20 protein-coding genes are annotated in these 26,054 nt (G+C 67.7%); 7 read left to right on the top strand and 13 right to left on the bottom strand.

The window, feature by feature from the left end:
- Nucleotides 1-46: 46 nt before the first annotated feature.
- Genes lptC through AX018_RS05235 form a run of 3 tightly spaced genes read right to left on the bottom strand, consistent with a single transcriptional unit; the run spans nucleotide 47 to nucleotide 2,297 of the window.
- Complete coding sequence (gene lptC, locus AX018_RS05245) at nucleotides 47-664, bottom strand: LPS export ABC transporter periplasmic protein LptC (RefSeq protein WP_111876256.1); 618 nt, start codon at nucleotides 662-664, stop codon at nucleotides 47-49.
- On the bottom strand, nucleotides 661-1,251 hold the full coding sequence (locus AX018_RS05240) for a KdsC family phosphatase (RefSeq protein WP_111876340.1): 591 nt from the start codon (nucleotides 1,249-1,251) through the stop codon (nucleotides 661-663). The genes lptC and AX018_RS05240 overlap by 4 nt, the downstream gene beginning before the upstream one ends.
- Before the next feature lie 23 nt (nucleotides 1,252-1,274).
- Nucleotides 1,275-2,297 (bottom strand): KpsF/GutQ family sugar-phosphate isomerase, encoded by a 1,023-nt coding sequence (locus AX018_RS05235; RefSeq protein ID WP_111876255.1) that lies wholly within the window; start codon nucleotides 2,295-2,297, stop codon nucleotides 1,275-1,277.
- A 171-nt stretch (nucleotides 2,298-2,468) separates the two neighbouring features.
- Between AX018_RS05235 and AX018_RS05230 the strand changes: the two genes are divergently transcribed.
- The 4 genes from AX018_RS05230 (at nucleotide 2,469) to AX018_RS05215 (ending at nucleotide 10,221) form a co-directional block, all read left to right on the top strand.
- Nucleotides 2,469-4,454: a monovalent cation:proton antiporter-2 (CPA2) family protein gene (locus AX018_RS05230; protein WP_111876254.1), complete on the top strand. Its 1,986-nt coding sequence runs from the start codon at nucleotides 2,469-2,471 to the stop codon at nucleotides 4,452-4,454.
- Between the two features lie 83 nt (nucleotides 4,455-4,537).
- A complete protein-coding gene (locus tag AX018_RS05225; protein ID WP_111876339.1) occupies nucleotides 4,538-5,092 on the top strand; it encodes an adenine phosphoribosyltransferase in 555 nt (184 codons plus the stop codon).
- 312 nt (nucleotides 5,093-5,404) lie between these two features.
- On the top strand, nucleotides 5,405-7,516 hold the full coding sequence (locus tag AX018_RS05220) for a TonB-dependent siderophore receptor (protein WP_211322371.1): 2,112 nt from the start codon (nucleotides 5,405-5,407) through the stop codon (nucleotides 7,514-7,516).
- A 110-nt stretch (nucleotides 7,517-7,626) separates the two neighbouring features.
- Nucleotides 7,627-10,221 (top strand): PepSY domain-containing protein, encoded by a 2,595-nt coding sequence (locus AX018_RS05215; protein WP_245951439.1) that lies wholly within the window; start codon nucleotides 7,627-7,629, stop codon nucleotides 10,219-10,221.
- A 19-nt stretch (nucleotides 10,222-10,240) separates the two neighbouring features.
- On the opposite strand, the gene AX018_RS05210 is transcribed toward AX018_RS05215, so the two are convergent.
- The 8 genes from AX018_RS05210 to rpmH all read right to left on the bottom strand — a co-directional run bounded on the left by AX018_RS05210 (nucleotide 10,241) and on the right by rpmH (nucleotide 17,924).
- Entirely contained in the window at nucleotides 10,241-11,107 is an 867-nt protein-coding gene (locus AX018_RS05210; protein WP_111876251.1) for a hypothetical protein, read from the bottom strand.
- Nucleotides 11,108-11,225: 118 nt separating this feature from the next.
- Nucleotides 11,226-11,714, bottom strand: coding sequence for a Crp/Fnr family transcriptional regulator (locus AX018_RS05205; RefSeq protein WP_415842115.1), 489 nt, complete (start codon nucleotides 11,712-11,714; stop codon nucleotides 11,226-11,228).
- 98 nt (nucleotides 11,715-11,812) lie between these two features.
- On the bottom strand, nucleotides 11,813-13,249 hold the full coding sequence (gene mnmE, locus AX018_RS05200; RefSeq protein WP_111876249.1) for a tRNA uridine-5-carboxymethylaminomethyl(34) synthesis GTPase MnmE: 1,437 nt from the start codon (nucleotides 13,247-13,249) through the stop codon (nucleotides 11,813-11,815).
- Between the two features lie 188 nt (nucleotides 13,250-13,437).
- A complete protein-coding gene (locus tag AX018_RS05195) occupies nucleotides 13,438-15,021 on the bottom strand; it encodes an ABC transporter substrate-binding protein (RefSeq protein WP_111876248.1) in 1,584 nt (527 codons plus the stop codon).
- Between the two features lie 149 nt (nucleotides 15,022-15,170).
- The gene (gene yidC / locus AX018_RS05190; RefSeq protein WP_111876247.1) at nucleotides 15,171-16,895 is read right to left on the bottom strand and encodes a membrane protein insertase YidC; all 1,725 of its coding nucleotides are present in this window, start codon (nucleotides 16,893-16,895) and stop codon (nucleotides 15,171-15,173) included.
- The gene (yidD, locus tag AX018_RS05185) at nucleotides 16,892-17,197 is read right to left on the bottom strand and encodes a membrane protein insertion efficiency factor YidD (protein WP_111876246.1); all 306 of its coding nucleotides are present in this window, start codon (nucleotides 17,195-17,197) and stop codon (nucleotides 16,892-16,894) included. The genes yidC and yidD overlap by 4 nt, the downstream gene beginning before the upstream one ends.
- Complete coding sequence (locus AX018_RS05180) at nucleotides 17,194-17,745, bottom strand: ribonuclease P protein component (RefSeq protein ID WP_111876245.1); 552 nt, start codon at nucleotides 17,743-17,745, stop codon at nucleotides 17,194-17,196. The genes yidD and AX018_RS05180 overlap by 4 nt, the downstream gene beginning before the upstream one ends.
- Nucleotides 17,746-17,789: 44 nt before the next feature.
- Entirely contained in the window at nucleotides 17,790-17,924 is a 135-nt protein-coding gene (rpmH, locus tag AX018_RS05175; protein WP_005798102.1) for a 50S ribosomal protein L34, read from the bottom strand.
- A gap of 374 nt (nucleotides 17,925-18,298) precedes the next feature.
- Here rpmH and dnaA point away from each other — a divergent pair, with 374 nt between their 5' ends.
- The 3 genes from dnaA (at nucleotide 18,299) to gyrB (ending at nucleotide 23,772) form a co-directional block, all read left to right on the top strand.
- Nucleotides 18,299-19,720 carry a chromosomal replication initiator protein DnaA gene (dnaA, locus tag AX018_RS05170; RefSeq protein WP_111876244.1) on the top strand — a complete coding sequence of 474 codons (1,422 nt, stop codon included), beginning with the start codon at nucleotides 18,299-18,301 and terminating at the stop codon, nucleotides 19,718-19,720.
- A gap of 154 nt (nucleotides 19,721-19,874) precedes the next feature.
- The gene (gene dnaN / locus AX018_RS05165) at nucleotides 19,875-20,993 is read left to right on the top strand and encodes a DNA polymerase III subunit beta (RefSeq protein WP_111876243.1); all 1,119 of its coding nucleotides are present in this window, start codon (nucleotides 19,875-19,877) and stop codon (nucleotides 20,991-20,993) included.
- Between the two features lie 148 nt (nucleotides 20,994-21,141).
- Complete coding sequence (gene gyrB / locus AX018_RS05160) at nucleotides 21,142-23,772, top strand: DNA topoisomerase (ATP-hydrolyzing) subunit B (protein ID WP_111876242.1); 2,631 nt, start codon at nucleotides 21,142-21,144, stop codon at nucleotides 23,770-23,772.
- A gap of 418 nt (nucleotides 23,773-24,190) precedes the next feature.
- Here the strand turns inward: gyrB and AX018_RS05155 are convergent, their stop codons facing one another.
- On the bottom strand, nucleotides 24,191-25,642 hold the full coding sequence (locus AX018_RS05155) for an FtsK/SpoIIIE domain-containing protein (RefSeq protein ID WP_245951438.1): 1,452 nt from the start codon (nucleotides 25,640-25,642) through the stop codon (nucleotides 24,191-24,193).
- A gap of 76 nt (nucleotides 25,643-25,718) precedes the next feature.
- Nucleotides 25,719-26,054, bottom strand: a 336-nt coding sequence (locus AX018_RS05150) for a transposase (RefSeq protein WP_146749221.1), incomplete at its 5' end; no start/stop codon positions are given.

Genomic DNA, 26,054 nt, shown 5'->3' with positions numbered 1-26,054 from the left:
TGCGTGAAGGCTGCGGAACAGCAGAGAAATCGGCCCCCGCCGCATGTCAGCGCGCTGGTGGAGGCATGAGCATGCCGCGCACGCGTCCGCGCAGCTGCATGATCTGATCGAGGTTGTCGTAGTCCATGTTCTCGGCGGTGAACTGGTCAGAGCCCCGCGTCAGCGTGACGGGCTGGTTGGAGCGCACGCGCTCGCTGTTGAGCCAGGCATGCAGAAACTCGCCGCGAAACTGCAGCCGGGGCATGGGCTCCTGGCCGGGCCGGTTCAAAGGCTCGCGCGTGACGACGGCATTGCCGAAGAGCTGCACCTCGGACCCATCGGCATTGGTCAGCGCCCGTTTGGCCGTGGCCACGGTGACGCGCCCGTCCGGCGTCACCGAGCGCATGTGGGCGTTGTCGATTTCGAGCGTGTCGTTGTCGGGGTAATGGCGCGCGACGTCTCCACGCACTTCGCTCTGCAAGCGCCCCGTGGCATCGAAGCTCTTGACCGAGAAGGTGCGCATGAAATAGTCGGGCTCGTGCGTGGGCGCCACATCCTGGGCGGGCCGGGCCGGCGTGGGTGCGTTGCGCACCAGCCACCACGTGCCCATCGCCATGATGCCCATCAGCACCACGGGCAGGTAGAGGGAAAGCCGGTCCCACGCCTGGCGCAGCCGGCCCGTCATGCCGCGTGGGCCTCCAGCATCGCCGCATAGCGGCCGCTGGCCACCAGCAACAGATCGCAGAACTCCCGGGCAGCCCCGGCGCCGCCTGCGGCGGCGGTGACGTGGTGGGCCACCGCCCGGGCCTCGGCATGGGCGTGGGAAGGCGCGCAAGCGAAGGCACAGCGGCGCATCACGGGCAGATCGGGCCAGTCGTCGCCCATGGCGGCGGCCTCGTGCCACCACAGCCCCAGCTCGGCCAGGATGGCCTCGGCGGCAGGGCGCTTGTCCTCGGTGCCGAACCGGGCGTGCGCCACGCCCAGGGCCTGCAGCCGCAGGCGCAGCGCGGGCGCATCGCGCCCCGTCACCACGGCCGGCACGATGCCGGCCTTCTGCAGCAGCTTGATGCCATGCCCGTCGAGCGTGTGGAAGCGCTTGAGAGCCTCGCCGGTCTCGCTGAAGTAGAGGCCGCCATCGGTGAGCACGCCATCGACGTCGAAGAACGCCACGCGCACGCCTTGCGCCCTCAGGAGCAGGGCGGGATCGAACTGCAGCGTGGGCTGCAATGGCGGCAATGCGGCCGGCCCCGGGGAAGCGGAAGAAGAATGCATTTCGTTCATGGACCGAAGCGGGATCAGATGACCTTGGCGCGCATGAGGTCGCCGATGTGCACGGCGCCCACCAGCACGCCCTCCGCCGAGGCGACCAGCACGACGGTGATGGCATGGCGCTCCATCATGTCGGCGGCATCCACCGCGAGCGCGTCGGGCGCGATGGTGCGAGGGCCGGGGTGCATCACGTCCCGGGCCGTGATGCCGCGGAGATCGGCCCCGGCTTCGATGCGGCGGCGCAGGTCGCCATCGGTGAAGATGCCGAGCACCCGCCCGCCCGCATCGGCGATGGCTGAGGCGCCCAGGCGCTTGGCGCTCATCTCGCGCATCAGATCACTGAAGGAGGCATCGGGCGCCACGCACGGCACCTCGTCGCCCGAACGCATCACGTCGCTCACATGGGTGAGCAGCTTGCGCCCCAGCGCTCCGCCGGGATGCGAGCGCGCGAAGTCCTCGGAATGGAAGCCCCGGGCATCCAGCAGGGCCACCGCGAGGGCATCGCCCATCGCCAGCTGGGCCGTGGTACTCGCCGTGGGCGCGAGGTTGAGCGGACAGGCCTCGCGCTCGACACTGCAGTCGAGCACCAGATCGGCATGAAGCGCCAGCGTGGACTGCAGCCCCCCCGTCATGGCCACGATCGGCACGCCCAGCCGCTTGAGCACCGGCAGCAGCACGGTGAGTTCCCCGCTCTCGCCGCTGTTGGAGATGGCCAGCACCAGATCGCCCCGGGTCACCATGCCCAGGTCGCCATGGCTGGCCTCGGCCGGATGCACGAAGAAGGCGGGCGTTCCCGTGGAAGCCAGCGTAGCGGCAATCTTGCGGCCCACGTGGCCGCTCTTGCCCATGCCCATGACCACCACACGCCCCGTGGTGTCCAGCACGCGGCGCACGGCCCCGGAAAACGCGCCGCCCACGCGGGCAGCCAGCCCGGCGAGCGCAGCGGCCTCGATATCGAAGGTTTCGCGGGCCAGATGCAGGGCCCGCTCGGCGGAAAAAGGCGCGGGAGACGGAGCGGCCGGCACCGGCGCGGAGGAGGCGGAAAGCATCCGTGGATTCTATTCGGCGCCCTCGCACCGCCCTGCCACCGCCCGCAAAGCCCTGCATGGCGATCGCGGCAGGATGGCCTGGCAGCGCCGCCAGGGCGGCCATCCGTGCCGCTGGGCAGGCCCGGGGCACCAGGACAGCTGTTTGACAGCAGGGCTCGGCTAGCATCGGGCATGTCTTCTCTCGCCCTCACGTTGCTGTACCTGCTGGCCGCCGTGCTCGGCGTGGTGGCCTGTCGAAGCCTGAAGCTGCCGCCGATGCTGGGCTACCTGACCGCGGGCATCCTGATCGGGCCCCATGCGCTCGCGCTCACCCAGAATTCCGAGGGTGTGCGCCACCTCGGCGAATTCGGGGTGGTATTCCTCATGTTCTCCATCGGGCTGGAGTTCAGTCTGTCCAAATTGCGCGCCATGCGGCAATTCGTATTCGGGCTGGGGTTGCTGCAGGTGGCGCTGACCCTCACCGTCGGCATGGCGGGCATGCTGCTGCTCTCGCGCTACGTGGGGGGCACGTGGCAGATGGGCTGGCAGACCGCGCTGGCCCTGGGCGGCACACTGGTGATGAGCAGCACGGCCATCGTGGTCAAGCTCATGAGCGAGCGCGCTGAACTGGAATCGGAGCACGGCCGGCGCGTGCTGGGCGTGCTGCTCTTCCAGGATCTGGCAGTGGTGCCGCTGCTGGTGCTCATTCCCGCGCTGGGCACCACCCCGGAGCGGCTGCTCGTGGCACTGGGGCTCGCACTGCTCAAGGCCACCGTGCTCGTGGCCGTGCTGCTGGTGGGCGGGCAGCGCGTGATGCGCTGGTGGCTCACCCTGGTGGCACGGCGCAAGAGCGATGAGCTGTTCATGCTCAACCTGCTGCTCATCACGCTGGGACTGGCCTGGCTCACGGAACTGGCGGGCCTGTCCCTGGCCCTGGGCGCATTCATCGCGGGGGTGCTCGTGTCCGAGACGGAGTACCGCCACCAGGTGGGCACGGACATCCGTCCTTTCCACGACGTGCTGCTCGGGCTGTTCTTCATCACCGTCGGCATGATGCTCGACTGGCACATCCTGCTGGAACGCTGGGCCCTGGTGCTGATGCTGCTGGTCGTGCCGCTCTTGCTCAAGGTCGGCGTCATCCTGCTGCTCGCGCGCGGAATGGGCGCCACCACCGGCGTGTCGCTGCGCACGGGCCTGTACCTCGCCCAGGCGGGCGAATTCGGCTTCGTGCTGCTCTCGCTCACGCAGGAGCATGGCCTGATCGAACCCGCGCTGATGAACCCCGTGCTGGCCGCGATGGTGCTCTCGATGCTGGCCACGCCCTTCCTGATCCAGTACAGCAACCCCATCGTGATGAAGCTCGTGGCGAGCGACTGGCTCCAGCAGTCGCTGCAGATGACCACCATCGCACGCAAGGCGATCAACACCAGCGGCCACGTGGTGATCTGCGGCTACGGGCGCTGCGGGCAGAACCTCGCGCGCATGCTGGAGCGTGAACACATCCCCTACATGGCCCTCGACCTCGACCCCGACCGCGTGCGGCAGGCCGCCGCCGCCGGCGACTCGGTGGTCTATGGCGACGCCACCCGGCTGCAGGCGCTGATGGCCGCGGGCCTCGTGCGCGCCAGCGCCGTGGTCGTCACCTACCTCGACATTCCCGCCACGGTGAAAGTGCTGGCCAACACCCGCGCCCATGCACCCCAGGTGCCGGTGGTGGTGCGCACGCAGGACGATCTCCATCTCGACACGCTGCAGGCCGCCGGGGCCACCGAAGTGGTGCCAGAAGCCATCGAGGGCTCGCTCATGCTCGCCAGCCATGCACTGGCGCTGGTGGGCGTGCCGATGCGGCGCGTGCTGCGGCTGGTGCAGGACCAGCGCGATGCCCGCTACAACCTGCTGCGTGGCTACTTCCACGGGGCGGACGACGACACGGGCTCCGAGCGCGAGCAGGAGCGCCTCGCCACCGTCACGCTGCCCGCAGGCGCCGGCACCCTGGGCCGCCCGCTGGTCGACATGCCCCTGCATGCCATGGGCGTGCGGGTGGTCAGCCTGCGCCACAAGGATGGGCGCAGTTCCACGCCTTCGGAGACCGGCGTGCTGGCCGAAGGCGACACCCTCGTGATGTCGGGGCATCCCGCGGCCCTCGCGCTCGCGGAAGACGCACTGCTGCGCGGCTGACCGGGGGATCGCCCGCGCCGGGGCTGTCCCATTCCATTCATTACACTGCCGCTCTCCCCCACGGGCCTTCTTTGCACATCCCCATGCAAGACCTCAGCGTCAACGAATACCTCCGCCAGTACATCCGCACCGTTCCCGACTGGCCCGCGCCCGGAGTGCAGTTCCGCGACATCACTCCGCTGCTGCAGAACCCGAAGGTCTTCCGCGTGCTCATCGATGCCTTCGTGCACCGCTACATGGACAAGGCCCTGCGCCCCGACGTGGTGGCGGGCCTGGATGCGCGGGGCTTCATCCTGGGTGCCGTGGTGGCCTACGAACTCAATATCGGCTTCGTTCCGATCCGCAAGAAGGGCAAGCTGCCCTTCACCACGGTCGAGGAGACCTACGAACTGGAGTACGGCAGCGCGACGGTGGAACTGCACGCCGACGCGGTGAAGCCCGGAGACCGGGTGCTGCTCATCGACGACCTCATCGCCACGGGCGGCACGATGATGGCGGGCCGCAAGCTGCTGGAGCGGCTGGGCGCCACCGTGACCGAAGGCGCCGCCATCGTGGACCTGCCCGAGCTGGGCGGATCGACCCGGCTGCGCGACTCCGGGCTGCCGCTCTATACCCTCGTGGACTTCGCGGGCCACTGACGCCGGACCTCGCGGGCCCGCACCGCCGGACACGCGAGGACATTCCACACCACGGGGGGGCGCGGTTCGGCGGGCGCCACGCGCATTGTCTAAAATGACAATCATTCTCACCCCCAACCGTGAGCCCGGCACCCCGCCCGCGTTTTCCGGTCCCGCCGCCCCGAGGCATGCGCGGCCGGAATGCGGCGAGCCGCAGCCAGGCGCGCACCCCACACCTCCTCTTTCTGCTTATTGACCGCCTTCTCGCGCCCTGCGCGCGGGTCGATGCCGGCGCACGGCCCGGCGCGCCTGCGGCGTTTCCCATTTCCGACCATGTCCTCCTCGCGCTCCTTTCGCCTTCACCCCCTGTGCATGCTGCTCGCCCTGGCCTACGGTCCGGGTCCCGCGCGGGCCCAGGGGCCGGACCCGGCGGCCCTCGACACCGTCACCGTCCAGAGCGCCCGCGCCGAAGGCTTCGTGCCCCGCACCGTGGAGGCCGGCACTTTCCGGGGAGCCGGCGTGATGGATGTCCCCTCCACCGTGAACGTGATCACGCGCGAGGTGCTGGAACTGCAGGGTGCCAGCGGCCTGTACGACGCGGTGCGCAACACCGCCGGTGTGACACGCCAGCAGAACGGTGGCGAAACCTGGGACCAGCTCGTGATCCGCGGCATGCCGGTGGAGAACCGCACCAACTACCGCCTCAACGGCTCGCTGCCCATCATGAATTTCTCGCAGGTGCCCCTGGAGAACAAGGAGCGAGTGGAAGTGCTCAAGGGCGCGTCGGCGCTCTACTACGGCTTCGCCTCTCCAGCGGGCGTCGTCAATTTCGTCACCAAGCGGGCGGGGGCCCAGCCCGTCGCCTCCCTCGGCCTCACCCTGGACCAGCATGGCCGCGCGCTGGCATCGGCCGACGTGGGCCGGCGCTTCGGCGATGAGGGGCAGTACGGGCTGCGGGTGAACGCGGCCGGCGGCACGCTGGGCTCCTACCTCGACGGGGCGGGCAACGGACAGCGCCGCTTCGTCTCGGCCGCCTTCGACTGGCGCGTGAACAGCCGCCTCACGCTCAAGGCCGACCTGGAATACGACCGCCGCAAGACCACGGAGCAGGCCGGCATCGCGCTGCCCACCGCCGTGAACGGCAGCATCGCGCTGCCCCATCCGGTGGACCCGCGCAAGCTCGTGGGGCCGGCCGGCGCGGCCTTCAACACCGAAACCACCAATGCCCAGGTACGCGCCGACTATGCATTGAGCGACCAGTGGGCGCTCACCCTGGAGGCAGGCAACTCCCGCACCACGCGCGACCGCAATCTGCCCATCTTCCGCTTCGCCAACGCAGCGGCGGTCGCCACGGGCAACGGGCGCATCACGGGCAACAGCCAGCACCTCGACGTGGGCTCCGACCTGCTGCGCGCCGAGCTTTTCGGCGGCTTCGAAACCGCGGGCCTCCGGCATGAACTCACCCTGGGCGCCAGCCGCACCGAGAAAACCCAGGACCCGGTGTACCAGCGCACCTACACGGTCGCCTCTCAAAACCTCTACAGCCCCGTGCCGATCACCTCGGTGGTCTGGGGCGCGGTGCCGACGGCCCCCACCACGGCCGCGCTGGAAACGACGGACACCGGCCTCTACGCCGTGGACCGCATCGAATGGTCGCCCCGCTGGCAGGCGATCATCGGCGTGCGCCACTCCAGCTACCGCAGCGCGCAGGGCGGCAATGTGTACGACGTGGGCAAGACCACGCCGATGGCCGCGCTGATCCACAAGCTCTCGCCGGACCTCTCGGTCTACGCGTCCTACGCGCAGGGACTGGAGGAAGGCGAGGCCGGCCCCACCGGCACGGTGAACCAGAACGTGCGCCTCGCACCGGGTGTGAGCCGGCAGAAGGAAGTGGGCCTGCGCTGGCAGGCACCGGCGGGCATGCTGGTGTCCGCAGCCGTTTTCGACATCTCCCGCCCGGGCTACTACACGAACGCCGGCAATGTCTTCGTGGCCGATGGCGAGCAGCGCTACCAGGGCATCGAGCTTTCCGCCCAGGGGCCGCTCACGCGGCAACTGTCCTGGCAGACGTCGGCGCAGTGGCTGGACCCGAAGTTCCGGCACGTCGTCGCCGCCTACGAGGGCAAGCTGCCGGAAAACGCCGCGAAACAGACGCTGAGCGCATTCCTGTCCTACGACTGGGCCTCCCTGCCAGGGCTGTCCCTCCAGGGCGGCGCGTACTACACCGGCCGCCGCCCCGTGGACGACCTCAACCAGGCATGGCTGGGCGGCGTGACGCTCTTCGCCCTGGGCGCCCGCTACACGACGCGCGCCCTCGGCCCGCGCACCACCTGGCAGATCAACGTGGACAACGCCGCCGACAAGCGCTACTGGGCAGGGGGCGGCAACCGCCTCGCGGCGGGAGCGCCGCGCACGGTCAAGGCCTCCGTGAAGGTGGACCTGTGAGCACGCCCGCCCGCACCACGGACCCGCACGCCGTCGCTTCGGAATCCTCCGCCCCATCGTCCCACCGCCGCGGATGGGCACTTCCAGGGCTGCGGCAGGTTTTTTTCCAATTGCACTGGTTCATCGGCATCACCGCCGGATCGGTGCTGATCGTGATCGGCATGAGCGGGGCCCTGCTGGCCTTCCGGGAAGAGCTGCTGGACTGGATCAACCCCGGCGTGCGACAGGTGGCACCGCAAAGCGGGCCGATGCTGGACCCACCCCGGATCCTGGAGGCGCTCGCGCAGTCCCAGGCCGGGCGGCGCGTCACCGCGCTGACCCTGGAGTCCGTGCCAGGATCGGCCGTACGGGTGAACTTCGCGCCCGCACCCGGCCAGCGCCGCGGCGAGACGGTGTACGTGCACCCCTACACAGGCGCGCTGCAGCCGCCGCTGCGGGGGCACGAGGCCTTCGAATGGATCGAGTCCCTGCACCGCTGGCTGCTGCTGCCGCGCGAGCCGGGCCGGGTCGCTGCCGGCGTGCTGGCGCTGTGCCTGCTGGGCCTGTCGCTCTCGGGGCTGTATCTGCGCTGGCCGCGCCATCCGCTGCGCTGGCGCACGTGGCTCGCATTCGACACCCGGCTCAAAGGCCGTCCGTTCCTCTGGAGCCTGCATGCCGTGGCCGGCACCTGGGCGCTGGTGGTGTACGTGGTGCTCACCGCGACCGGCCTGTACTGGTCCTTCGACGCCGTCCGGGACACGGTGGACGGCTGGGCGGGCCAACCGCGTCCGGCACGGCAGGCGGCGCCCCCCGCACGCAGCGCGGACAACGGCGGCGCACGCGCCCAGCCGTCCACGCCGGTGGACCTGGCCCCTGCGTGGCGCACCTTCGAACAGCGGGCACAGGGTTGGACCCTGGCCAACCTGCGCCTGCCGCAACGCGCCGATCAACCCCTGCAGATCCAATGGCTGGACGCGGCCCCCGTGCATGAGCGGGCCCGCCACCGCCTGGTGCTGGACCTCCGGACCGGCGAGGTCGCGACGGACGACCGCTACGAGCAGCGCAGCCCCGGCGCCCGCGCACTGAGCACCATCTATCCGCTGCACATGGGCACGTATTTCGGCCTTCCGGGCCGCATCGCGGTGACGGCGGCCAGCCTTGCGCTGCCGCTCTTCGCCGTCACGGGGTGGATGCTCTACCTGGGCCGGCGGCGCCAGCGCCGGGCCACCGACGCGGCACGCAGGGCGGCATTGGGCGGCATGGCGGATGCGCCGGCCCGCCCTGGTACCGGAGCGCTGCTGGTGGCCTACGCCAGCCAGTCCGGCATGGCCGAGCGCATCGCGCTCCAGACGGCCGGCGCGCTGCAGCACGCGGGCCTGCCCACGGTGGTCCGGTCACTGCAGCAATTCGCGCCCGAGGATCTTCAGGGCCATCCGCGCGTTCTGCTCATCGCCAGCAGCTTCGGCGAAGGCGAGCCGCCGGACAACGCACGCCGCTTCGCGCGCCAGCTGAGCCAGGGGCCATCCCGCAACGCAGCTGCCGCGCCGCTGGCGCACGTGCGGTTCGCCGTGCTCGCCCTGGGCGATCGGCACTATGCCCGCTTCTGCGGCTTCGGCCACGCACTGGACACGGGTCTGCGCCACTGGGGAGCCCAGCCGCTCTTCCCGCTGATCGAAGTGGACGACGGCGACGCGGGGGCCCTGGCCCGCTGGAGGGAAGCCCTCGCCACGCTGGACGGCGCGCAGCGCCTGGCCACGGACCCGCAGGTGGCGCCTCCCGGCACGCCGCCCACGGCACAGGCCATGACCCGATGGCGCCTGGAAGAGAGGGTGCTGCGCAACCCCGGGAGCCAGGGCGGCCCCTTGTTCGAGATCGCGTTGCGCCCAGAGGGCACCCGGCATTCACTCCCCACCTGGCCGCCGGGCGCCCTGGTGGACGCCATGCCCCACCAGTCGCCCGAGGCCGTGACCACTTGGCTGCAGGCCAGCGAGCTGGACGGCCAGGCCATCGTCCAGCACGCGGGCTCCGGGCGCTGCCTGGCCGACGCGCTGGCGGCCTCCGTGCTGCCCCCGCCAACGGGCTGGACCCGCCCCCAGGCCTGCGCGGACCAACTGGTGCCCCTGGCTCCACGCACCTACTCGGTTGCCTCATTGCCCGAAGACGGTGCCCTGCAGTTGCTGGTGCGGCAGGAGCGGCATGCCCAAGGCCTGGGCATCGCCTCGGGCTGGCTCACGGCGCACGCCCCCCTGGGCAGCGTGCAGGAACTGCGGTTGCTGGAAAACCCCCGCTTCGGCGCGGACGGCACCGAAGGCCTGCCCTGCATCTTCATCGGCAACGGATCGGGGCTGGCGGGGCTGCGCGCCCATTTGCGCGCCCGCATGCGGGCCGGCCAGCGGCGTAATTGGCTTCTTTTCGGAGAACGGCAACGCGCCTGCGACCAGCTCTGCGCGGAAGAGATCAGCGCCTGGAAGGCCCAGGGCCACCTGGAACGGCTCGACCTCGTGTTCTCGCGCGATGCGGACAGCCCCCACCGCTACGTGCAGGATGCCCTGCGCTCGGCCATGCAGGACTTGCGCCAGTGGCTGGAAGAAGGCGCCGTGGTCTTCGTTTGCGGCAGCGCCGAGGGCATGGCCGCCGGCGTGGACCGTGTGCTTCTGGAAGCCCTGGGGCCGGACGCCCTGGACGCGCTGATCGAAGACGGCCGCTACCGGCGCGACGTCTACTGATCCACGGGCGGCGGGCCGCTCAGCGCAGCTCGCCGTACTGGGTGGTGCTGAGATCCGGCGCCGGTGCGCCGTCCTGGCCGGGCATCTCCGTGTCCTCGAAGCCCGAGGGCGCGGGAGGCAGCAACGGCCCCGAACGCACGGTGGTGCCGGGAGACGCCGCGGCGGCCGGTGCACGGGCCGCGACGGCGGCGGTGCCCAGGGCGCGCTTGAAGGCGGCCACCTCATCCGCTTCGATCGGCTCGTAGCCCCGGCCAGCCGATGGAGACTCCTTCGGGGCAGCCACCGGCGCGGGAGGCACCAGGGGCGCCGGGTTGCGCGGCGAGAGCAGCGATGGGGCAGCCGCCGGCGGAACCGCCACGGGTACGGGCGTGGGCGGCGCCAGCGGCGCGGGTGCCGATGCCGGGCCCTGGGCAGCAGGCGCCGGGCTGGTCTTGCCCGGCACGCCCACCGCCACGTGGTCGCTGATGCGCCAGTAGACGGCCGTGACCAGGATGCCGAAACGTGACTTCGCCGTCTGGGCGATGAGCGCTTCGATCTCGCTCAGGCGTGCCGTCTCGCCACCGTATTCGCGAGCGAGATCCATCATCACGAGGAATTGCCGGCCGCGCTGGTCCAGGGACAGGACCTTGAACTTGTAGCCCGCCGACAGCACGCTGGCGCGGACCATGGCGTCGCGCACCACGGTGTAGAGCAGCTCCCGCCGCTCCATGCGCTCGTTCTTGCGATTGGCCGCATGGTCGGCCAGCGCCGGGGGCAGCACGGGCTTGCCGTTGCGGCCCGGCATGAGCGGAACGGTGGCCTCCGCGTTCAACAGGCCGGTCGGCTCCGCCGCAGGACGCGGCCGGGACGAGGGCGTTTTGCGGGAAAACCAGCTGAACAGCGACATGCGAAAGGCCTTCTTTCTACAATGCGAACGAGTTGCAACAAGTGTAACGCGGCGCCCTCCGGCCTCGGGGCTCAGGTTGCGGAACGTGCCTGCTTGGCCCTCGCGAGGCCCCGTTCTGTCAGGTTGCCGCAACACGGCGGCGGCGGTTGCCCAGCCGGCGCGACAGCACCGACCCCGCCGCCATCGCCAGTCCGAGCGCCACGGCAGGCTGCCGGTTGGAGAGTTCCGTGAAACGCAGCGCTGTCAGGGACCAGAGCTTGCTGGGAGCGCCCGTCTGCACGGTGGCACTGCGCGGGCGGTGCGAGAAGAAGGCGCCTTCCCCCACGATGGAGCCCGGGCCCACGATGGCCAGCCGCAGGCGGCCCTTGTCGTCCTCGTAGTGCACGCTGATGCTGCCGCTTTCGATGAAATAGAGCGTGCGGTCCTTCACCCCCTGGGTGAACAGGGTATGGCCCGCATCCACCGACATGGGAAGGAGATAGCCGGCGAGCAGATCCCACTGCTCGGCCGTGAAGGGGTTGGTGAGCCCGTCTTCCGCCACGGATTGGGCGATGGCCTGCACCAGCTCGCTGAGGTCGGCCTTGGAAGCGGGGGAAGAGGTGGGCATCACGGCATTCATAGTGGCGGGACGGTATCGCCGTGCGCCGTGGGGCACAAGGCGGCCTTACCTCTCCTTACAAACATCCCACAGCACGGGAGCGTCCCTTACTTCCCGATGCAGAAGCTGGAGAAGATCACCCCGAGCAGATCGTCGGACGTGAATTCGCCCGTGATGGCATTCAGGGCCTGCTGGGCCAGGCGCAGCTCCTCGGCCAGCAGGTCCAGCGCCGGCCCCTGGGCCTGCAGCTGGGCGGCCGCCTCCATCAGGTGCCCGTCCACCGCCTGCAGGGCCTGCACGTGGCGCGCGCGCGCGGTGTACACCCCTTCGGGGGCCGACTGCCAGCCGGCCACGTCGAGCAGCAACCGGCGCAGCGCGTCGAGGCCGTCACCCGTGCGCGCCGAAAGCCGCACGGCCGCATGGCCCGGGCCGCCGGCCTCCACGCCATCGCCGGGGCCGATGTCCCCTGCGCGGTCGCTTTTGTTCCATACCTCGATCACGGGCACGTGTTCAGGCACTTTTCGCGCGATAGTCGCCGCAATCACTGCGTCTGCCGCTACATATTCAGGAGCATCCGCGCGCGTGAGGTCGTGCAGGAAGAGCACGGCGTCGGCCGCTTCGATTTCCTTCCAGGCGCGCTCGATCCCGATCCGCTCGACCTCGTCGTCGCTCTCGCGCAGACCCGCCGTGTCGATCACGTGCAGAGGCACGCCCTCGATCTGGATGGTCTGCTGCACCTTGTCGCGCGTGGTGCCGGCGATGGGCGTGACGATGGCCAGTTCGGCGCCGGCGAGCGCATTCAGCAGCGAACTCTTGCCCGCGTTCGGCTGCCCCGCGATCACTACCTTGATCCCCTCGCGCAGCAGCGCGCCCTGGCGCGTACGGAGCATCACCTCCGCGAGCGTGGCCTGCAGCGTCGCGAGCTGGCCATGGGCATCGGCCTTGCGCAGGAAGTCGATCTCCTCCTCGGGGAAATCGAGCGTAGCCTCCACCAGCATGCGCAGGTGCACGAGGGCATCGCGCAGGCGATGGATCTCCTGCGAGAACGCGCCCGCGAGCGAGCGGCTGGCGCTGCGCGCCGCCGCCTCGGTGCTGGCGTCGATGAGGTCGGCGATCGCCTCGGCCTGGGCCAGATCGATCTTGTCGTTCAGGAAAGCCCGTTCGGTGAACTCGCCAGGCTGCGCCAGGCGCAGGCCCGGCAGGCGCGGTCGTCCCGTGGCCGCATCGGGCCCGGCCGCCGCCTCCAGGCAGCGTGCGAGCAGGAGTTGCAGCACGACCGGGCCGCCGTGCGCCTGCAGCTCCAGCACGTCTTCCCCGGTATAGCTGTGCGGCGCCGGAAAGTAGAGCGCCAGCCCCTGGTCGATGGTCCCGCCCGCGGCATCGCGGAAGGGCAGGTACGTGGCCTCGCGCGGGCGCAGGGCACGGCCGCAGAGAGCTTCCACCAGGGCGGCAAGCCCTTTGCCCGAGACGCGCACGATCCCGACGGCGCCGCGCCCCGGCGCGGTGGCGATGGCAGCGATGGGGTCGGCGTGGCGGGCGAGCATGCGGGAGCGGTCCAGGAAAGGGCGGGGGGCGGTCGAAGGAGGGCGCATGATAGCCGCGGCCCCATGGAACAAGGCCCCCACGCTCCCTCGCTGCGCTCAAGGGAGTGCTTTTCATCTCGGGGCGGCCCGTCGATGAAAAAAGCCCGCCTAAGCGGGCTCTCGTGCCAGTGTGCCGATGTGCCGGCGGCTTACTTGATCGTGGTCCAGGTCGGCATCGGCCGGTCGTCGGCGCGGTACACCGTGTCCATGCCCTTGCGCATCGCCCAGGGCCGGATCTGGTGGTGCAGGGGAAGGTAGTAGTACTGGTCCTTCACGGTCTGTAGCGCGTCGCGGATCAGGGCGTCGCGCTTGGCCGTGTCCATCTCGGTCTTGATCTGGTCGATCTTGGCGTCCAGTTCCTTGTCGCTGATGCGGCCCGCGTTGTAGACGCCCGGCCCCTTGCCGTCCTTGGAGTGCATGAGCGAGTCGAGCGTGTAGAGGGCGTCGAACGTGGCCACGCCCCAGCCGAAGAGGTAGGCGCTGACCTCGGTGTTCATCACGCGCGGCAGGTAGGTGGCCATGGGATAGGTCTGCAGGCGCGTCTTCACGCCGATGCGGGTCCACATCGCGGTCACGGCCTGGCAGATGGCCTCGTCGTTCACGTAGCGGTCGTTGGGGCATTCGAGCGTGAGCGAGAAGCCCTGCGGATAGCCGGCATCGGCCAGCAGCTTCTTGGCGGCCTCGACGTCGTAGCCGGAGGCGCGCGCATCCAGCTCCTTGCTCCAGCCGTGCACCATGGGCGCGACCATCACGCCGGCGGGCACGGAGAGGTCGCGCATGGTGCGGCTCTTGAGGCCCGCGATGTCGATGGCCTGGTAGAGCGCCTGGCGCACGCGCTTGTCCTTGAGCGGGTTCTTGCCGGGCACGCCCGCGTTCGGCAGCTCGTCGCGGAACTGGTCCAGGCCCAGATAGATGGTGCGGTTCTCGGCACCCTCGATGAGCTTGAGGTCCGGGTTGGCCTTGATGCGGGCCTGGTCCTGCGGCGGCGGATCGGACACGAAATCCACCTGGCCCGAGATGATCGCGGCCGAGCGCGTGGCGGCCGACTTGATGGGCGTGAAGACCACCTCGTCGATATTGCCCGCGGGCTTGTCCCACCAGTTGGGGTTCTTCTTGAGCGTGACCTTCACGTCGGGCTGCCAGCCCACCATGGTGAAGGGGCCGGTGCCGTTGGCGTTGCGGGACGCGTAGTTCTCTTCCTTGGCGGCATAGTCCTGCGCCTTCGTCGAGTTGTTCTTCTCGGCCCAGGCCTTGTTCATGATGCGCGCCTCGGTCAGCTCGCGCAGCAGCACGGGGCTCGGCCCCTTGAGGATGAGGTCCACGGTGAAGTCATCGACCTTCTTCACCTCCTTGACGCTCTGCACCGACGACATCATGTTGGACGGCGGCGTCATCGCGCGGGTGAGCGAGAACACCACGTCGTCGGCCGTGAAGGGCGCGCCATCGTGGAATTTGACGCCCTTGCGCAATTCGAAGCGCATCTGGGTGGGCGAGACCTGCGTCCACTTCGTGGCCAGCGCGGGCTCGATCTGGTAGTTCTTGTCGTAGCGCACCAGGCTCTCGTAGACCTGCTGCAGGAATGCATGGGTGGTCTGGTGGTTCTGCGCATGGGGATCCACCGTGAGGATGTCGTTCGCACCAGCCCAGCGCATCGTGGCCGCGCCCGCGCCGCCCGTCGCCAACAACGCCGCGAGAGCGACCGCTCCGAGAGAGAAAGTCAAACGCTGCTTCATCCGAAAACCTCCAGAAAAGGGAGTCGATAGAAGACAGCAAGACTAGCAATCATCGTACCCAAATGACAACGGCCGCACGAAGGCGGCCGTTGGGGATTGTCCGGATGGCGCACCGCGCAAGCGGTGCTCCGGACGATTCAGGGGTGGGGTCAGCGGAACTTCGGCAGGTTGAATTCCGGCGGCACGCCCATGCGACGGTTGATGATCCACTGCTGCGCGATCGACAGGATGTTGTTCGTGAGCCAGTACAGCACCAGGCCGGCCGGGAAGAAGAAGAACATCACGCTGAAGATCAGCGGCATGAACCACATCATCTTGGCCTGCAGCGGGTCCGGCGGCGCGGGGTTGAGCGCGGTCTGCAGCAGCGAGCTGGCCGTCATCAGCAGCGGCAGGATGAAGAACGGGTCGGGCGAGGAAAGGTCCCTGATCCAGCCGATCCAGGGCGCGTTGCGCATTTCCACGCTGGACAGCAGCACCCAGTAGAGCGCGATGAACACGGGGATCTGGATCATGATGGGGAAGCACCCGCCCATCGGATTGACCTTCTCCTCGCGGTAGATGCGCATCATCTCCTGCTGCATCTGCTGCGGCTTGTCCTTCAGGCGCTCGCGCATCTCCATGATCTTGGGATTGATGGCCTTCATCTTGGCCATGGAGGCATAGGCCTTGGCGTTGAGCCAGTAGAACGCGATCTTGAGCAGGAACACCAGGGCCACGATGGACCAGCCCCAGTTGTTGAGCACCTTGTGGAGCTGGTCCAGCAACCAGTAGAGCGGCTTGGCGAGGATGGTGAGCCAGCCATAGTCCTTGACCAGTTCCAGGCCGGGCGTGAGCTTTTCGAGCATGGTCTCGATCTGCGGGCCCGCGAAGAGGCGCGCGTCGATGGTCTTGCTCTGGCCGGGCGCGATCTCGCCGACGGGCGTGAGCATCTGGATACGGTAGCAGCAGTCGGGGGTCATGACTCCAATGTCCGCAGAGTCCACACGGAACTCGCGCTTCACCCCATCCGGCAGCATCCATGCGGTGGCGAAGTAGTGCTGGACCATGGCAATGTAGCCATCAGAGGACTCGCTAGGAATTTCGACCTTCTTTTCCTTGATGTGCTTGAAATCCAGCTTCTGGTACTTCTTGGCGCTGCTGTAGAGTGCCGGCCCCGTGAAGGTGGAATAGAACGACGACTCTCCGGGCGGCTTGTTGCCGTCGCGAACGAGTTGCAGGTAGAGCTGGGGCGACACGGGGGTTGTGCCAGTGTTGACCACTTCGTGCTTCACAGCGACGTCGTAGGCGCCGCGCTTCAGAGTCCAGGTCTTGACCAGCTTCACGCCACCCAGGTCAGATGATTCGAAGCGGATGCTGATTTCGTCCTGTCCGTCCTGCAACGTGCGGTTGCCGGGAACCACGGCCATCGGTGTCTTGTGCGTGGGATAGGCGCCACCGCCGATCAGGCCCGTCTGCGCCACGTAGAAACGCTGCGTGCTGTCATCCAGCAGCGTGAATGCCCGGGACTTGTCCGCCATGTCGGGGTAGCGCAGCAACTCGCCGTGCATGAGGGAACCGCCTTCGCTGTCGAACGTCAGGCGCAGCACATCGGAGATCAGGGTGACACGCTCGCGCGGCGCCGCAGCCACAGCGGGCGCCGGCACGGCACCGCCCGGCACCTGCTGTGCACTGGGAGCTGCCAGCGTGGCACTGGGCGAGGGCACGCCGCCACCAGGCACGCTGGCGCCAGCAGGAGCGGACGCCGATGCGGTGGCGGGCACCGACGCCGGGAAGAAGGTGGCCTTGTGGCCGTTGTGCACTTGCCACTTGTCCCACAGCAGAACCATGGAAAAGCCAAATATCACCCACAGGATGGTGCGGCGAATGTCGTTCATGAAGACTTCTTTGGAGAGGAAGGGGTGGGGGTCTCGGCCGCGGCGGCACCCGTCAGCCGCGAGAAGAGGCGCATCGCGCGCGGCGGCTCGGCGGGCACCGGATCGTGGCCGCCGTCGCACCAGGGATGGCAGCGCGCGAGGCGCCGCAGCGTGAGGTAGCTGCCGACTGCCGCGCCATGGCGCTCCAGCGCCTGCAGCGAATAGGCGGAACACGTGGGCTCGAAACGGCAGGCCGAACCGAGCCAGGGGCTCAGGAAGAAGCGATAGCCGCGCACCAGCGCCATGAGCAGCGCACGCATCACGGCTGGAGCGCTCCTGGCACGGAAGGCAGCGCATCCGTGGCGGCGGGCGTCACGCGCGGCACCGCTCCGGGCTTGCGCACGCCCTGTCCGAAGAGCTGCAGCAACTCGGCGCGCACGGCATGCTTGAGCGCCTCCGACGTGGCACTGGGGAACTGCTTGCGGTCGAACGCCGCGCGCAAGCGCACGACGTGGGCGGCGGCGCCCAGACCCGGCTCGAAGCAGGAGCCCACGGCATAGATCTGCCGCTTGATGGTGTTGCGCGTCACGGCGCGGCGCGCCCAGCGCTTGGGCACCATCGCACCCAGCCAGGCATGCGCCTCGCCATCCACGCCGAACAGGGCCTGCGGAGCCTGCCCGGCGAAGGGCAGGGCACCGGGCCCTGTGGCATGGGATGCGGGTGGCGCATCAGGCGCCGATGGCGTACCTGCGACGGGGCTGCCCGCACGGGCGCCAAGGCGCAAGCGATGCAGCGCGAAATGCGCAGTGCGAGAAATGGTTCCACCGGCCATGGCGGCCTGGAACTGCGGACGGGTCTTGAGCCGTTGCATGGAACCACCGCCGCCCGCGAACCGGGCCGGACGCCGTGGCGGCCTCAGACGGCCAGGCGCTTGCGGCCCTTGGCGCGGCGTGCGTTGATGACGGCACGGCCGCCGCGCGTCTTCATGCGCACGAGGAAACCGTGGGTGCGCGCACGGCGCGTCTTGGAAGGCTGGTAGGTACGTTTCATGATCGATTCCTCGAAGGTTCTGTGGTTTCCAGGCCCGGCTTCGATCGGCCGGCCCCGTCACGCGTTCCGCACCCGGACCGCGCGAGCCGCACGCTCCCTTTCTTGCATGACCCTGCAAAAAAGGAGCCGCCCGGGCTTCATCGCCCTGAACACATTCAGGGAAACCGGCGATTATCGCAGGCTTGGTTCCGTGTGGCAATGCCCGCAGGGCGGTAACGGTCGGCCCCAGTGATCACGGGCCACGCCCGCAGCGACGGCAGGCGCGTTTATAGCAGCACTGCCACCGGCCCCTCGCAGCTTGTGGATAACCCCTTGAAAAGCTACAATCGCCGGCCCTGATCCGTTCCTCCTATCCACAACAACAAGCCGAATTCATGACCGAGGAACTCTCCCGCAGCACTCACCAAGACGCCGGCGCCGATCCCGGCCAGGGGCTGTGGCAAGCCTGCGTCGAGCAGCTCGCACAGGACCTGCCCGAACAGCAGTTCAACACCTGGATCAAGCCGCTCACCGCCCAGGTCGCCCCCGACTTCTCCAAGGTCACCCTGCTGGTGGCCAACCGCTTCAAGCTCGACTGGATCCGCGCCCAATATGCCGGCCGCATCGCCGCGCTGCTGGAAGGCCTCTACGGCCAGCCCGTCTCACTGGAGTTAGCGCTCGCTCAGCGGGAAGCCATTGCCCGCACGGTGATTCGGCCCACGGCGCCACAGCCCTCCGCCTCCATGGAGCCGGCCATGGGCGGCGCCGCGCCGGACGAGCCCGCGGCCGCTCCGTTCCGCTCGCGCCTGAACCCCGTCCTCACGTTCGAGACGCTGGTGGAAGGCACGGCCAACCGCATGGCGCGCTCGGCGGCCATGCACGTGGCGGGCTCGCCCGGCCACCTCTACAACCCGCTCTTCATCTACGGCGGCGTGGGCCTGGGCAAGACCCACCTGGTGCATGCCGTGGGCAACCGGCTGCTGCAGGACAAGCCCGACGCGAAAGTTCTCTACATCCACGCCGAGCAGTTCGTCTCGGATGTGGTTAAAGCCTACCAGCGCCGCACCTTCGACGAGTTCAAGGCCCATTACCACTCGCTCGATCTGCTGCTGATCGACGACGTGCAGTTCTTCGCCAACAAGGACCGCACGCAGGAAGAATTCTTCAACGCATTCGAGGCGCTGCTCGCCAAGAAGAGCCACATCGTGATGACCTCGGACACCTATCCGAAGGGCCTCGCCAACATCCACGAGCGGCTCGTCTCGCGCTTCGATTCGGGCCTCACGGTCACCATCGAGCCGCCCGAGCTGGAGATGCGCGTGGCGATCCTGATCAACAAGGCCCGCGCCGAAAGCGCCGAGATGCCCGAAGAAGTGGCCTTCTTCGTCGCCAAGAACGTGCGCTCCAACGTGCGCGAGCTCGAAGGCGCGCTGCGCAAGATCCTGGCCTATTCGCGCTTCAACCAGAAGGAAGTCTCCATCCAGCTCGCGCGCGAGGCGCTGCGCGACCTGCTGTCGATCCAGAACCGGCAGATCAGCGTGGAGAACATCCAGAAGACCGTGGCCGATTACTACAAGATCAAGGTCGCGGACATGTACAGCAAGAAGCGCCCGGCCAGCATCGCGCGGCCGCGCCAGATCGCCATGTACCTCGCCAAGGAGCTCACGCAGAAGAGCCTGCCCGAGATCGGCGAGCTCTTCGGCGGGCGCGACCACACCACGGTGCTGCACGCGGTGCGCAAGATCGCGGCCGAGCGCCAGCAGCTCACCGAGCTGAACCAGCAACTGCACGTGCTGGAGCAGACGCTCAAGGGCTGATGACGGCCCATGCCGCCGGTATCGCCCCGCGCGCCCCGGGAAACGCCTCGGTTCACGGGCAAAATGCCGTGTTGGCCGAGGATGGCACGCGGGGGCGCCGCCCATGCCGCCGGCCGCCCGTGCACCATCGCAAAAATCACTAGGGGTTGAAGACATGATTGTCCTGAAGGCAACGCAAGACAAGGTTCTCGCGGTACTGCAGTCGGTTTCTGGCATCGTCGAGCGGCGGCACACGCTGCCCATCCTGGCCAACGTGCTGATCCGCAAGACCGGCAATGCCCTGCAGCTCACCACGAGCGACCTGGAGATCCAGATCCGCACCACGGCCGAGCTGGGCGGCGACACGGGCGACTTCACCACCACGGTGGGCGCGCGCAAGCTGATCGACATCCTCAAGACCATGCCCGCCGACCAGACGGTGAGCCTGGAATCCCAGCAGTCCAAGCTGATCCTCAAGGGCGGCAAGAGCCGCTTCACGCTGCAGTCGCTGCCGGCCGAGGACTTCCCCCTGGTGCAGGAATCGGCTGCCTTCGGCCCCGCGTTCAGCGTGCCCCAGAAAGTGCTCAAGGACCTGCTGGGCCAGGTGTCCTTCTCGATGGCCGTGCAGGACATCCGCTACTACCTCAACGGCATCCTCTTCGTGGCCGAGGGCAACACGCTCTCGCTCGTGGCCACCGACGGCCACCGCCTCGCGTTCGCCAGCGCCACGCTCGACGTCGAAGTGCCCAAGCAGGAAGTCATCCTGCCGCGCAAGACCGTGCTGGAGCTGCAGCGCCTGCTGTCGGACGCCGGCGGCGAGAACCAGCCCCACATCGAGATGCAGTTCGCCAACAACCAGGCGAAGTTCACCTTCGGCGGCATGGAGTTCGTCACCAAGCTGGTGGAGGGCAAGTTCCCCGACTACAACCGCGTGATCCCCAAGAACCACAAGAACACCGTCACCCTGGGCCGCGCGCCGCTCCTGGCCAGCCTGCAGCGCACGGCCATCATGACGAGCGACAAGTTCAAGGGCGTGCGCCTCAACCTCGAACCCGGCACCCTGCGCGTGGCCTCGAACAACGCCGAGCAGGAAGAAGCCGTGGACGAGCTCGACATCGACTACGGCGGCGACACGATCGAGATCGGCTTCAACGTCACCTACCTCATCGACGCGCTCGCCAACATGGGCCAGGACATGGTCCAGATCGACTTCTCCGACGGCAACAGCTCCGCGCTGATGACCATCCCTGAAAACGCCCACTTCAAGTACGTCGTGATGCCCATGCGCATCTGACGAATGGATGCCCGGCCCGCGGTTGGCGCGCAGTTGCTATCTTTTAAATAGCAAACTATGCAGCAAAACCGCCGACATGAGGCCTGAATGACTTCTTTTGACCCCACCGGAAGCCTTGTCGAGGCTTCCCCGGACCCCAAGGCCCTCCATGACCGCTGAGAACACCCTGCCCGAGCCCACCACCCCCGCGGGCGACACCCAAGCGCAGACCCTCGCAGCTCCCCCCGTGCCCGCCCAGGCCGCCGCGCCCAGCGACGGCTACGGCGAGGGTGCGATCCAGATCCTGGAAGGCCTGGAGGCCGTGCGCAAGCGCCCGGGCATGTACATCGGCGACACCTCCGACGGCACGGGCCTGCACCACTTGGTGTTCGAGGTGGTGGACAACTCCATCGACGAGGCGCTCGCCGGCCACTGCGACGACATCATCGTCACCATCCACTCCGACAACTCCATCAGCGTGGTGGACAACGGCCGCGGCATCCCCACGGGCGTGAAGATGGACGACAAGAACGAGCCCAAGCGCTCGGCCGCCGAGATCGCCCTGACCGAGCTGCACGCGGGCGGCAAGTTCAACCAGAACAGCTACAAGGTCTCGGGCGGCCTGCACGGCGTGGGCGTCTCGTGCGTGAACGCGCTCAGCAAGATGCTGCGCCTCACCGTGCGCCGCGAGGGCAAGGTGCACGTGCTCGAATTCAGCCAGGGTTTCGTGCAGAACCGCATCCTGGAGACGGTGAACGGCGTCGAGGTCTCGCCCATGCGCGTGACCGGCGAGACCGACAAGCGCGGCACCGAGGTGCACTTCCTGCCCGACACCGAGATCTTCAAGGAGAACCACGACTTCCACTACGAGATCCTCGCCAAGCGCCTGCGCGAGCTCTCGTTCCTGAACAACGGCGTGCGCATCCGCCTGAGGGACGAGCGCACGGGCAAGGAAGACGACTTCTCCGGCGCCGGCGGCGTGATGGGCTTCGTGCAGTTCATCAACGCCAGCAAGAAGGTGCTGCACCCCAACGCCTTCCACGCCACGGGCAGCCGCCCGGCCGAGACCTACGGCGGCATCCCCGGCACCGAGATCGGCGTGGAAGTGGCCATGCAGTGGAACGACGGCTTCAACGAATCCGTGCTCTGCTTCACCAACAACATCCCGCAGCGCGACGGCGGCACCCACCTCACGGGCCTGCGCGCGGCCATGACGCGCGTCATCGGCAAATATATCGAGCAGAACGAGCTGGCCAAGAAGGCCAAGGTCGAGGTGAGCGGCGACGACATGCGCGAAGGCCTGTGCTGCGTGCTCAGCGTGAAGGTGCCCGAGCCCAAGTTCAGCAGCCAGACCAAGGACAAGCTCGTCTCCAGCGAGGTGCGCGCCCCCGTGGAGGACATCGTCGCCAAGGCCCTCACCGACTACCTGGAGGAGCGCCCCAACGACGCCAAGATCCTCTGCGGCAAGATCGTCGAGGCCGCCCGTGCCCGCGAGGCCGCGCGCAAGGCCCGCGAGATGACCCGCCGCAAGGGCGTGCTCGACGGCATGGGCCTGCCAGGCAAACTCGCCGACTGCCAGGAGAAAGACCCGGCCCTGAGCGAGATCTACATCGTGGAGGGCGACTCCGCCGGCGGCTCGGCCAAGCAGGGCCGCGACCGCAAGTTCCAGGCCATCCTGCCGCTGCGCGGCAAGATCCTGAACGTGGAGAAGGCGCGCTACGAGAAGCTGCTCACCTCCAACGAAATCCTCACGCTCATCACCGCTTTGGGTACCGGCATCGGCAAGGCCAGCACCGACGGCACCGGCAAGGGCGGCGCGGATGATTTCAACGTGGACAAGCTGCGCTACCACCGCATCATCATCATGACCGACGCGGACGTGGACGGCGCCCACATCCGCACGCTGCTGCTGACCTTCTTCTACCGCCAGATGCCCGAGCTGGTCGAGCGCGGCCACATCTACATCGCCCAGCCGCCGCTCTACAAGGTCAAGAACGGCAAGGAAGAGCTCTACCTGAAGGACGGCCCAGCGCTGGACACCTTCCTGCTGCGCGTGGCGCTCAAGGACGCGAACGTGGCGACCGGCGGCGACCAGCCGCGCGCCCTGGACGGCGAGACCCTGAGCGCCCTGGCGCAGAAGCACCAGGTGGCCGAGGCCGTCATCGCGCGCCTCTCCGCCTTCATGGACCGCGAGGCCCTGCGCGCCATCGCCGACGGCGTGGCCCTGAACCTGGACACCGTGCAGGACGCCGAGGCCAGCGCCGTCGCCCTGCAGGCCAAGCTGCGCGAGCTCACCACCACCGGCGTGCCCGCCGAAGTGGCCGGCGAATTCGACGCCCGCACCGACAAGCCCATCCTGCGCATCAGCCGCCGCCACCACGGCAACATCAAGAGCAGCATCATCACGCAGGACTTCGTGCACGGCGCCGACTACGCCGCCCTGGCCGAGGCCGCCAACACCTTCCGCGGCCTGCTGGGCGAGGGCGCCAAGGCCCAGCGCGGCGAGGGCGAGCGCCAGCGCGAGGAAAAAGTGGGCGACTTCCGCCAGGCCATGGCCTGGCTCATCAAGGAAGCCGAACGCACCACCAGCCGCCAGCGCTACAAGGGCCTGGGCGAGATGAACCCCGAGCAGCTCTGGGAAACGACGATGGACCCCGAAGTCCGCCGCCTGCTGCGCGTGCAGATCGAGGATGCGATCGAGGCGGACCGGGTGTTCACGATGCTGATGGGGGACGAGGTGGAGCCGCGGCGGGACTTCATTGAGACGAATGCGTTGCGTGCGGGGAATATTGACGTGTGAATTTTTTGTTTGTAGAGCGAGGCATAGGACGCGAAACGGCGAACTATAAGTTGCGAAATCTATGGCTTGCACATCTTCGATAGAGGCTACCCGGTGGAGCCACTGAAGCTAAAAGGCCCGTAAAGAGAAGGCAACATGGCCCAAGCTGCTAAGCAGCCCCGCAGTTTTCCACGCCTTGCCTTGTGGACAGGGCATCTCGGGAAACCGGCGCGTCGGCCGCGTTAGTAGTTCCCCATGATCCGCGGGAATCTCCTATACCGGGAGCTAGGTGACCCCCGAGTGACCAATCTGCAGTCACCACCAACGCGCTGGTGCTTACGGCGGCTACCCAACAGCTGCGGCCGTCGGCTCGGGGAAATGCGCGATGCGGCACCTTAACGAATCTACCAGACAGGCATTTGCTGCGCGTTCAGCCGACTCACTTGGTCAATGGGCCCAACAATTGGACGACGTTGTCTTGTTTGACGAACACTCCGTGCGCTCGCCGGGGTGCTTCGCCAGGAAGCCGCAGCAGCATGTCGCCTTGACCCAGCAGATTTTCTGCCCCCTTCTCATCCAAGATGATGTTCGATTCAGAGCCCTTCTGGACGGTGAGGGCAACGCGCCCAGGTACATTGCTTCGAATCAAGCCCGTGAACGTTTCTGCGTCAGGACGCTGCGTAGCAAGTACCAAGTGGATGCCGGCGGCTCGTGCCTTCTGTGCCAAGCGCGCGATGAGCGGTTCAACATGCTGATCCTGCATCACAAAGTCGGCCATTTCCTCGATGAAAACCGCGATGGATGGCAGCTTCTGGCCCTTCTTGCGAGCTTCATTGATATTGGCCACGCCGAGACGGTTGAACACCGCATAGCGCGCATCCATCTCCGCAACCAGTTCCGTCAGCATCTCGCGTGCAGGAGGCACCTCCGTAGCAATCTCGCCGCGGTAGAGGTTGGGCAACTTGGCGTAGGGTTTGAACTCGACCTGCTTCGGGTCAATGAGTGCCAACTGCAGCGTGTCCGGCTTGTGCAGAAGCAACAGTGATAGAAGGAACGAGTGCAGGCACACGCTCTTGCCGGAGCCCGTCGTACCCCCGACCAGCAGATGAGGCGCAGTGGCCAAGTCGAAAACCACGTCTTCGCCGGTAACTGACACACCAGCATAGAGCAAGAGTTGGTTGGTGTCTTTCGACGCTCTGTTAGCCCAGTCGCGCAGGCGCTCGATGCCTACCGACGTCCATGAAGACTTCGGACGCGGGAGGTCGATGAAAACCGTCTTTGGCTCGTCTCCATTCGAAACAGTGGCAGCCGCTTGCCCAAGGTTCATCGCCAGACCGAGCTGAGCGACGCTGCGATTTAGCTTGCCAAGGTCAGCCAAATTGACCAACAGCACCCTGTAGCGGGTCAGCCGAGGTCCTTGGATGACGTCCTTGACCTGGACTTTGATGCCGAGCTCCGCAAGCGCCTTGGTTAGCTGAGCGGAAGCATCTGTCGGCGCCGTAGGCTCTACAGCGCCACCTAGCGGGTCCCCACCGTCGGTGTCCGGCTGGTGGTCAGCGAAGTCCGGCATTTCGGACCTGCGCACCAGAGTTTCTATGAAGCGGTCGTAGTCTCGGTCGGACGACGTCCAGTCACCCCAGAGTGCCACTGCGCCACGATGCCAGTGCGCCCGAATGACGCCCCGGAGGCTTTCCTGCGAAGACACTTGCTCGGAGCCGGTAGCACGCGCATGCGTAACGAGCAGACCGACCCACGCGCCGATGTTCTCCGTTGAGAACAGAGAACTCGCAGGGATATCCATTCCCTTCGAGTCAACCTGTCCTTCAGGCAGGCGCCCCATGGCCAGTGAGCGGCCGATGGCCAGCCGTGCTACTTGAGCTTTGGTCGCCAATGCCAGATTCCGTTGCAGCTGCTCAGTGTACTTGTCGGCCTCAGCACTGGTCCGGTACCGCGAGCTAAGAACGTGTTTACGATCTTCTGAGTAGCAGAGCCAGAAACGCCAAGTGGACGAACTGTAAGCTGGTGTTGAGCCATCGCTCACAGTTCTTCCATAGCCGCCGGTTCTTGTCCAGCCAAGCAAAGCTGCGCTCAACCACCCAGCGCTTGGGCATGACCTTGAAGGTGTGCAACTCGCTTCTCTTGGCGATCTGCACCGTCACATGCTCACCCAGGATGTCCTTGACGCCTTGCGCGAAGGGCTCGCCTGTGTAACCGCTGTCCGTCAGCACACTTTGCACCCGCCCCAGCGAGCGCTTGCAGCGCTTGAAGGCCGCAAGCGCTCCCTTGCGATCAGTCACTTGGGC

The organism is Paracidovorax anthurii (assembly GCF_003269065.1).
Taxonomy (GTDB): Bacteria; Pseudomonadota; Gammaproteobacteria; order Burkholderiales; family Burkholderiaceae_C; genus Paracidovorax; species Paracidovorax anthurii.
This window is presented reverse-complemented; position numbering and strand designations above follow the sequence as displayed.